This is a genomic window from Paenibacillus sp. 01T442 (genome assembly GCF_056398345.1).
Map to the genome: position 1 here is coordinate 81,310 of NZ_JBFTPF010000022.1, position 7,693 is coordinate 89,002.

Below are 7,693 nucleotides of genomic sequence, written 5' to 3' on the forward strand. Positions count from 1 at the left end.
TGAAATCGTAGAATAATTCATAAGGGAGTTGCGAAGATGAAGCCATATTTTGATGAACAGGAAAGTATTTATTCGAAGTTGTATGACCGTACAGATGAGATTCTTGAAACCGTTGCCAATGCTTACATTGGAAGGAATCCTGCGCTTCCTTTTGAGTTCCGGAGTTTTTCACGGGAAGGTTTTCTTAAGGAGAATAATGGAAGATATAACATGAATTTAGAGGAGAAGCTGCCAGAAGCCAAACTGGGCCAGTATGCTTATGTCTTTGGTCTGCTCTGGAGCAACCATGACGGGTGGACGGACTTTGGAATGAGCTGCTATGGTCCTGCTACTGTTTATTTGAACCGAGAATTTCTGTATAGAGCCGATATTAATGAAGAAGTAAATCCCAAGATGAATAAAGGCATTCGTGCCAAATTGCAAAAGGGTTGGAATTCTATATGCGTGAAGTTTGTGAAGACAGCAGCAGGTTTTGGCGGGATCTTTGGTACGCTGCATACAAAATGGAATCCCATGGAGTTTATGTCTCCCTTTCAGGAAAGAAAAGGACAGGCAGGCTGGATCTATTCTGATGCCATGAATGCGGACTGTTTCAGCGAAGAGCATATTCCGGAATACACAGGCCTGGAAGAGCAATCCGGCATGGTCTGGTACCCCGCTCTTTCCTGGGATGCAGAAAAAATGAAGTTGAATTCGTGCACGCGGATTTTCGGTAATAGGCCCCACAAGGTGGCTTACCTCTGGTCGGAGCTTAGCCATTCCAGCGCTAGCCCAAAAGTGTGCAGCCTGATGGGGAGTTCCACCGGGAAGTTGAGGATGTGGATTGATGGCAATGAGGTGTTTTCAGGAGCGCTGAAGACATCGGATATGGCGGAATTCAAGCTGGATCCGGGGAAGCATGAGGTGCTGGTGGAGCTGTGTTCCTCGGAACATGGATGGGAGTACGGCTTTAACTTTATCATGGATGGGGAAAACGTTGCGTTATCGATTCCCAGGGGTGTAAAAGGGAGCTCTGAACCATGGCTGTATCTGGGGCCTTTTGACAATCAGCTGGAGGAACCCGCAGATAGCATTTGTTCCCTATACCGTTTGTTTGAGCAGGGGGATAGTCAATTCTTCTGGCAGCAGGATCGGCCGAATACATGGGTAAGACCTTACTTGGACAATGCGCTGTTCGCCAAGTGGAATTATCCCCTGGGGGTTACGCTTTACGGGTTGCTGCAGACCGGTAGGTTCTTACAGAAGCAGGGAATCCGCGATTATACGGTGAACCATATTACTGAATGCACTCGGATCTATAAATATGCGAGATGGGATGCGGTGCAGTATGGCTATCCCTCGGTAAACAATCAACTGGTGGAAATGGATATGCTGGACGACTGCGGTTCTTTCGGATCCGTTGTGCTCGAAGCGTATAGTGACTCGCAAGATCCTCATACACCTTATTTGGTTGAACAAATCGCGAATCACATGGAATATAAACAGGAACGGCTTGGAGATGGAACCTTCTACCGCATCTGCTTGAACAGTTTCCAGGAATATACGCTATGGGCTGACGACCTGTATATGAGCACTCCGTTCTTAATCCGCTATTATCGGCTGACGGGGAATGCCAAATATTTGGATGACGCGGCAAGGCAATTTAACCAGTTTAAGAAGTATCTGTTTATTCCTGAATTCAAGATCATGTCCCATGTGTACGACTTTAAGCACAACAAGCCGACCAATGTCCCATGGGGCCGGGGTAACGGCTGGGTGTTCTTCTCCTTGTCGGAGTTGCTGGAGGTTATGCCGGAAAACCACGTGGAGCGGGAGGACTTGCTGACATTCTACAATGAGCTTGCCGAAGGATATATGGCTTTGCAGGGAACCAGTGGGCTGTGGCATCAGGTGTTGACTGATCCGGATTCCTACGAGGAAACCTCCTGCACTAGTATGTTTGTTTACGGTTTATCCAGAGGAGTCCGCCATGGCTGGATTAGGGATGATAGGGTGTCAAAAGCGGTAAATGCGGTGAACAGAGGCTGGGAAGCCCTGACGAAATATGGCATCGACCGGTTCGGGAATGTACACGGGGTATGCAGGGGTTCCCGGTATTCCTTCACACCGGAATATTATAAGATTGAACTGAACGCGGTGACGAATGATACCCATGGTATAGGGATTGTGTTGCTGGCGGGCATCGAAACAGGCAAATTGTCGAAGTGGCTGAAACAAAAGAATTAATTGCGGTAATGCTTCTCCTCCACCCGTTGGAAGGAGCGGCGGGAGCGGTGGGGCTAATACCTACATGCTTTTTGAACATCTGGCATAAATAAGAGGTGTTCTGCAGCCCCACGACTCGGCCGATCTCTTCCACACTTTTKCCCCCTGTCCGTAGCAGGAGACAGGCTTGGCGCACACGGACTGCCGTCAGGTAGTCCGTGATGGTGCTGCCCACCGCCTGGCGGAAGGTGGCGGATATGTGGCTGGGCGTCAGGTGGACGGACTGGGCCAGCAGCTCAGCTGGAAGGGGGCGGCGTAGTGGGCCTCCAGCCAGTCCATCACCTGCGATCCCAGGGGTGGCGGCAGCCGGTGCAGCATGTCCTGAACACCTGCTGCTGCAGGGGCTCCTTCCACAGCCGAAGCAAAAATTGGCGCAGAGAGGGAACGCCGCCAAATGCTCCCACAACTCTCCCGGCTCAAAGTCCAGAAGGATCCGGATATACGAACAGCCCGGTTCTGTCCTACGGTCATCGCTATTGCTTATTCAATGCGTTATTTGATTATTCAGATGAAAGTTATCATGTTAATTATCAAGAAGAAAAGAATTACATAAAAAATATGTTTATAATCTAAATGCTCCAGTAAAATTCTCAACGTTTCCCAAACAAAAAAGTCACGTCATTCGTGACTTTTTTGTTTGGAAATCAATCGATCAGTGKGGAATCGGACAATGTACTTGTCAATAATCGGATAATGTTCTTGACATCCGTGTCGGGTGACAAGAACATAGTCCCATTTAATAGAGCCTTGAGATCTATCGGCAAGGGAAAAGACTTGAGTGTTGCAATCGAACGCGGAATTGTCCAATCCTTAATTATTTTTCCATATTCAGGGAAATTGGTATCTATCCAGCGAAACATTCGATTTTTTATGTGGGCAAGGTCCTTCGACCAGGACTTCCGATTCGTTCATGATTGTGCGTAAACGCTGATATATCACTTCATTTGGGGAGTAGAGAGAGTAAAAGCCGCGACATACGGCATCTATCAACAGAGCGTCTTTCACATCATTTTTGGACTTGGAATTATCTCGATTTTCCTTGTTTCGCTTCGTTGTTAGTGAGTTCACCAGCACCAGTTCGATTTGCCTGGCAGTCAGCCAATCCGCTAAGCTAAACCAATAGTGACCTGTTGGTTCAAGTCCAATAAGCACGGAAGTGTAACCGTGACTTTCTTGGAGTTTCTGATACCTGTAGCAGTTTCGTAAAGCCGTCATCGGAATTTCTAAAAGAAGTGTATCGTCCAATCTCAATTCCACGAAAATTTACCGCACGTGCAACATTTCTCGCAGAATCCAGAAGCGGTTGCTGTAGAATTTTTCGAGCCGTGGGCGGCAGTGAATCGTGAACTTATGCTTCGAGCCGTCGAGCGCGGGGAGAGCACCGTCTATGCAGACATTGAATTGGCCTGCCAAGTCATTAATTCAATAGCTTCATATCGTGGACTGGTTCAACGCAAAACGTTCGACGTAAACTTTTATCGTATGATCATTGATGGCATTCTGCTTCCTGCCTTTAAAAAAACCGCAAGCATCTCCGGAATATTCTACTGCCACTGAATTCATTCGGAAAGTAGAGGAGGATTTATCTAGATAAAGGTGTTTCTAGATGACCGACCAATCGTCGAGTTGAACTGAATACTCAAAGAAAAACGAGCCTTAGAAGCGATTCTAAGGCTCGTTTTTAATATCAATTCTGATTTTTCGCCCATTCCTCCGCATCAGCACCAGCTGGTAGGTCGTGAACTTCTTTTGAAGGATCAGTGACTGAATGCCATACTACATTTGCAACATCTATTGCATGTTTATAGGATGCCTTTGAATGTTGGAATGATTGGAAATACTCTTGAAGCGCTAAGATATAAGCCTCGGGTGCTTTTTCCTTTAAGGCCTGTGCATTTTTTTCGAATGACGTTTCAGGCGAAGCCCCGGGTCTTACGATTCGAATACGAATGTTAAAGGGCTCAACTTCAAGTGCCAATGATTTTGAAAATGCATTTACGGCAGCTTTACTGGCGGAATAGACTGAAAGAAATTTAACAGGTTCGTAAGTCACTGAAGAAGAGATGGTTTAAAGGAGATTTGCTACCTGTTCCATTTCGCATACCTGAAATTCTTTTTGTTGGTGCCATCATATAGTTTATCCAAAATATAGATTTGCAACCATGTTCCCAAAATCCATGTAGTAGAAAAAACACCAAACCCCCACCAATACTTAAAGACGTTAAAATTAAGTATATATAAAAGATAATGTTGCAAGAAGAGAAAACCTGATACAATAATATAMCACCACCACTTAGGCTTTAAAAAATATATGGTCATTGCAATACTTCCCTGTATAAATGTTAAACCGGCATACATAGAAGCTGCATTGGCGGAAGGGGTCGAAAACAAATTGGCTGTTAACGTCTGAACTCCAAACAAATACATGAACCAGCCAGGTGATGTGAACCAATTTAAACCCAATAATCCAAACAAAATATAAATAAAATTCAAAACTCGGCCGTTTCCTTTTAGGCTTTTCATATATATTAATTTTGTTACACCAAAAAGAATTATAAGACCAACAAATGTCATCCATGTCCGGTACCAATTATGACTATAAATACCTAAATATAAAAATAACTCTTCTACAAGGCAGTATAGAATGATACTAATTACATACCAATAAAATTTTAGATTACGAGCTGCTAGCAAGATAGCTGTTGCTGATACAGACACCTGTGAAAAATAATTACCAATAATCGATTCATTGTGCCAATAATATTCAGCATGAGGAAGCTTAAAATGTTGCCATGATTCTGGTAAAATCTTGGGGTAGTATGAATAAGACTTAAAATCAGCCATGATAATAATTTCACACATAACAGTTACTCCCACAATACTAATAAACAAACCCAAAATAAGCTTTTTTCTTTTGTTGTTAATTATCCCAAAAGTTAGTTCTATAATAGAGGCAACTCCTAAAATTATATACCAAATTGTATTGGTCCAGAAATATTTCATTCTATGCTCCTTCTTTTTTGATTTCAATATCAACTTAATAGTATAGTATTCAACCAAAAAATACATTTCATACTGAAATGACATTTGTCATAATCCTGAGCCCCTGATAAGCAAGGATTTTCAGGCACAAAAAAGGGACTTCACCCCAATTTTGAACTGTGACCCGTTTGATAAACACTTTGAAGAAAGTGACCCTCTTACKGGTCATTTGTGTTTTAATCAAGTTTTATGGGCACCACCGGATGAGCCCACAGGTGGGCTTGACTCGAAGACGGGTGTGGAGATTATGGATATATTCAGGCGGCTGAATGAGCAGGGGCGGACAATTATTGTGATTACACATGATCGGCAGGTTGCGCAGCAAGCGAAGCGGGTTGTGAGGTTTCGGGATGGACGGTTGGTTTATTGAAACAAACAATATGTAACAAAGATCTGCCTTACGATAAAATCGTAGGGCTTTTGAACTTTTAAAATTCAAGATAAACCCATAAGTTTGCCGTTTTGGAACGTTATGCAGCTGTTGCTGAGCCTGAAAGCTGAATGAGTCTCGCCAGTTTCCTAGTTGGTGGTATTTTTAGTGAAAGGAGTAAGTCTGAAAAGTATATAATTTAGCACGAATTTTTTTATGGGCATGGCACTCAGAATAGGATAATCTAGAAAGAGGCACTGACGAAGCGGTCAGTGTCTCTTCTTACTATTTCTTGAAGGAGTTGACACCTTGTTTACCGACCGATTTCGCCGTATATCCTTCAAGGAAATGAAGATCAAACATAAGCTGATKGGCGTCATGATGTTGTTGATTATAATTTTTTGTATAGTCGTCATTGCTTGTCTGCAATTCATTTTTCATGCTTATGATGAAATGCTATATGGGCAATCTGCTCAAACCATCAATAATTCGATTGGTGATATCGAGAATGAAATTAGCAATATTGAAAAGCTGTCACTGACAATCGCTGCTGATACGCGGATTCAAGAACAACTTTCCAAAGTAAAGGAAATGACCAATGAATATGACAGGGCGCTAGCATTAACAGAATTCAAGAATAAAATATTTGTCTATATGTTGACTGAAAAGCATATTTCATCCATCCAATTTATGAATGATTCGGGGTATAGTTTGCTGGTTGGTCAGAGTGCACAGATGCCAGATGAAAGTAAGAAAGAAGAAGTTTTCATTAAAGCGAGGCATGCCAAGGGAGGCAATGTGTGGGTTGAACCCGATGCCACGCATCCATACTTACTAGCTGCTAGAGAGATACGTTCGACAGGAGCAGATTTATTGGAGCCGCTAGGTACACTTTTATTTCAAGTGAATTTAGACTCTGTTGTGCAGCAGCATCAAACTGTCACCAAAGAAAGCGGATTGCTATACATCTGGAAAGACAATCAGCCCATTTATACGCATGATAAGGGTTTTGAGCCTCCAGCCGATATTCGCGAGACCAAACAAGGCTTTACCATACAGAAGATAGATGGGATGAGCTCTTTCATCGCTTATACGACTTCTCGAGAAACGGGATGGACCTATTACAGTGTCTTATCCTATAACAATATATTTAAGAAGAAAAATGATTTGCGCTTTGCTCTTCTTGTAGTCGTAATACTCTTATTCATAACTGTCATTGCGATTAGTTACCGATTTGCAAGAKGGATCACGAAACCAATTGAACTCTTGACGCAGCAAATGAGGTATGCCGAGAAAGGTGATTTCGGATTGATTGTTACCAATTCCCGGGAATTCGACCGATCCGATGAAGTCGGCTATTTGCAGAAAAGGTTTTTCATTATGATTCAGAGAATTGACGCGCTGATCGAAGAGAATTATACCCGGCAACTGATGTTGAAGGATACGGAATATAGGGCATTACAAGCGCAAATTAACCCTCATTTCTTGTACAACACACTGACCTCAATCAATTGGATGGCAAGGGTAAGCGGGCAAGCAGCTATATCCAGTATGGTAGAAGCTCTGAGCAGACTGCTACGGAACGCTATCAGCAATAATGTACAAGACATTACCATTGGTGAGGAAATGGCTTCGAACCCATTCTTGGCAGCTCCGATCAAATGTAAGCCATGCTCTTTCCAATTAATTAGAGCAGCAATACTGTCTCTGGATAACTTCTCGTCGTCAACCAATAAAACCTTATACAACTGACTCACTCTCCTTCGGAAGTTTAATCGTAACCTGAGTACCATTCCCCGCTTTACTATTGAAATAAAGTCCAGCCGATTCCCCGAGCGGGCACTTGAATCATATTGTGCGCAAAGCTATCGGCATGGGTATGAAGCCCGAGCAGGCCATTTATGCCAGCACACTCTCTCCAGCCAAGCGGATGCGGATGTATGACCGCGGGGTAATCGCCCCTGGCAAGATAGGCGATTTCCTGCTGCTTTCCAATCTAGAACAGCTAACGATTGA

At 43.4% G+C, this 7,693-nt stretch carries 6 protein-coding genes and 3 pseudogenes; 5 read left to right on the forward strand and 4 right to left on the reverse strand.

Translation table 11 applies throughout. From position 1 onward, the window contains the following. Nucleotides 1-36: 36 nt before the first annotated feature. Nucleotides 37-2,226: a glycoside hydrolase family 88/105 protein gene (locus AC1DLM_RS18405; protein ID WP_477570774.1), complete on the forward strand. Its 2,190-nt coding sequence runs from the start codon at nucleotides 37-39 to the stop codon at nucleotides 2,224-2,226. Between the two features lie 106 nt (nucleotides 2,227-2,332). Here the strand turns inward: AC1DLM_RS18405 and AC1DLM_RS18410 are convergent. Further along, nucleotides 2,333-2,440: pseudogene (locus tag AC1DLM_RS18410) on the reverse strand (AraC family transcriptional regulator); the annotation flags it as partial. Nucleotides 2,441-3,093: 653 nt separating this feature from the next. Further along, complete coding sequence (locus AC1DLM_RS18415) at nucleotides 3,094-3,522, reverse strand: IS110 family transposase (RefSeq protein ID WP_477570775.1); 429 nt, start codon at nucleotides 3,520-3,522, stop codon at nucleotides 3,094-3,096. Between the two features lie 15 nt (nucleotides 3,523-3,537). On the opposite strand from AC1DLM_RS18415, the gene AC1DLM_RS18420 reads away from it, so the two are divergent. Beyond that, nucleotides 3,538-3,822, forward strand: coding sequence for a TetR-like C-terminal domain-containing protein (locus tag AC1DLM_RS18420; protein ID WP_441989168.1), 285 nt, complete (start codon nucleotides 3,538-3,540; stop codon nucleotides 3,820-3,822). A 130-nt stretch (nucleotides 3,823-3,952) separates the two neighbouring features. Here the strand turns inward: AC1DLM_RS18420 and AC1DLM_RS18425 are convergent, their stop codons facing one another. Both AC1DLM_RS18425 and AC1DLM_RS18430 read right to left on the reverse strand, forming a co-directional pair. Continuing rightward, on the reverse strand, nucleotides 3,953-4,330 hold the full coding sequence (locus AC1DLM_RS18425; protein ID WP_477570781.1) for an SDR family NAD(P)-dependent oxidoreductase: 378 nt from the start codon (nucleotides 4,328-4,330) through the stop codon (nucleotides 3,953-3,955). Nucleotides 4,331-4,347: 17 nt separating this feature from the next. Continuing rightward, the gene (locus AC1DLM_RS18430; protein WP_477570776.1) at nucleotides 4,348-5,268 is read right to left on the reverse strand and encodes a hypothetical protein; all 921 of its coding nucleotides are present in this window, start codon (nucleotides 5,266-5,268) and stop codon (nucleotides 4,348-4,350) included. 241 nt (nucleotides 5,269-5,509) lie between these two features. On the opposite strand from AC1DLM_RS18430, the pseudogene AC1DLM_RS18435 reads away from it, so the two are divergent. From AC1DLM_RS18435 to AC1DLM_RS18445, 3 genes and pseudogenes are all read left to right on the forward strand, one after another. Then, nucleotides 5,510-5,677: pseudogene (locus AC1DLM_RS18435) on the forward strand (macrolide ABC transporter ATP-binding protein); the annotation flags it as partial. Between the two features lie 309 nt (nucleotides 5,678-5,986). After that, complete coding sequence (locus tag AC1DLM_RS18440) at nucleotides 5,987-7,429, forward strand: cache domain-containing sensor histidine kinase (RefSeq protein WP_477570777.1); 1,443 nt, start codon at nucleotides 5,987-5,989, stop codon at nucleotides 7,427-7,429. A gap of 85 nt (nucleotides 7,430-7,514) precedes the next feature. Beyond that, a pseudogene (locus AC1DLM_RS18445) lies at nucleotides 7,515-7,693 on the forward strand (amidohydrolase family protein); the annotation flags it as partial.